This is a genomic window from Leisingera sp. F5, from assembly GCF_001593695.1.
In genome coordinates, this window is the sequence record NZ_LUKH01000829.1 from 1 (window position 1) to 1,606 (window position 1,606).

The 1,606-nt window shown below is 57.5% G+C and carries 2 protein-coding genes; both read right to left on the bottom strand.

The window, feature by feature from the left end; genetic code table 11:
- Positions 1 to 379: 379 nt before the first annotated feature.
- Positions 380 to 724, bottom strand: coding sequence for a hypothetical protein (locus tag A2I95_RS36475; protein ID WP_291737381.1), 345 nt, complete (start codon positions 722 to 724; stop codon positions 380 to 382).
- 205 nt (positions 725 to 929) lie between these two features.
- The coding region (locus A2I95_RS36480; RefSeq protein WP_367153203.1) for an arsenic resistance protein at positions 930 to 1,606 on the bottom strand (677 nt) is incomplete at its 5' end.

The window sequence follows — 1,606 nt, forward strand, 5'->3', positions numbered from 1 at the left end:
CTTGGTGACGTTTCTGTTTTGCGCAGCCGGTGACATTTCTGAATGGTGTTTACAAAGTGCTCACAGCGCGGCCCAGGAGGCATCCGGGCCGCGGCACCATGGCTAACCACCTACACAAAAAACTGACTTGGGTGTCTGCTAAGTCCTGTGGATTGCTCCAGTTATTAACCGGCGCAGTAACTGTTGGGTCGGCCGAGACCGGACGTTCATGCCGGACGCCGCGAAAACCTGGAACGAGCCCAACCTGTAAATTGGATTTTCTTGCTGCGTGCGCACACAGCACGGATTTTTCTGCACACGCGCAAGTTCTGGCGTTGCAGCGCGGCGGGAAAACCAGCCGTTTGCCATCGCTGCGAATGCATGTGCAAAAAATCGAAATCTATGTTCGCCCGAACAGCAGAAATTTTCGGGCTACGCAGAAGATTTCTCCGGACCGGTCATTCAAAGTCACGCTGATCCTCCCCGACAGCGCCTTGTACGCCAGGCGTGGATCCACGCAGATGATCGGAAGGTCGCGTTTCTCCAATTCGCGGGTGAGCCAGATGGCCTGGATGCCGCTCTCATGCACAATCCGGTTGGGCTCAGCGGCGTGCTCCAGAAGGAATGATGGAATTGCATCTGGTTCCGAACTGGTCTCGCCGCCCGCAAGCTCCTCACCTTCTCCGTCAACAACAATGATCAAAACGGATTTGATGGACACTTCCAGACCAACATCATGCGGCATGGTCGTTCGCCTTTACGGCGGATCTTGCTGAGCCGATCTTATCGGAATTCGTTTGCCCTAGGAAGGTTGCCGCGGCAAACACACCATATTGTTCGTTCATCGCATAGCATTTCCGGAGATTGCTCGCATCGTATCTCGGCCCAAAATGGCTATGTCATCCCGCGCAACGAAGGCAGGCAGATCAATGAAACCGGTCCCGCCACCTTTACCGTTGACGCGTTGATCGTTCTGTCACCAGCGCCGGAACGAGCCTTATATAGGCAAGCTCAGCCAGCAGTTCGACGCAGGTCTGCGTTACCACGATGGCGGCGACGAGTCCGCCGTCAAAGGGCGCCGCGAGCGCCAATGGCAACACGACCAATGAATTTCGGGTACTTATGCTGAATACCAACGCCCGGCCGGCGCCGTAATCAAGACCGGCAAGGCGGCTGATCGCCCATCCGATGATAGGTGCAGCCAAGACATAGGCGATATAAACGGGCACGATGCCCAGCACATCGGCCAAGGCTGTTTCGATCCGGGGCAGCTCAGCCGCAATGACCAAAAACAGGGTCAGCGCCATCAGCGGCACCGGTGCCCAAGCCGTGGCCGCGGTGAACTGCTCGCCAGACGCGTGCCGACCGGCCCAAAGTTCGGTCAGCCAAGCCAATATCAATGGCGTTGCGATAAGCCAGAGGAAAGCTGACAGAAACGGGCCGGGTCGCAGCAAATCCGCCATGCCCGGCCCCAGGAAAAGCCAGAGGTAGAATGGCAGCAGGAGAAGCTGAACGACGAGGAGCAGCGGTGTGGCGGCGAACACGAGGCGCGCTTTCCCGCGGCCCATATGGGTGAACACTACGACATAGTCGATGCAGGGGGTGAGCAACACAAGGAGCTTGCGGG

Bases quoted from the DNA above. Each gene is read 5' to 3' on its own strand.
- A2I95_RS36475 (WP_291737381.1), bottom strand. From the start codon at position 724: ATGCCGCATGATGTTGGTCTGGAAGTGTCCATCAAATCCGTTTTGATC.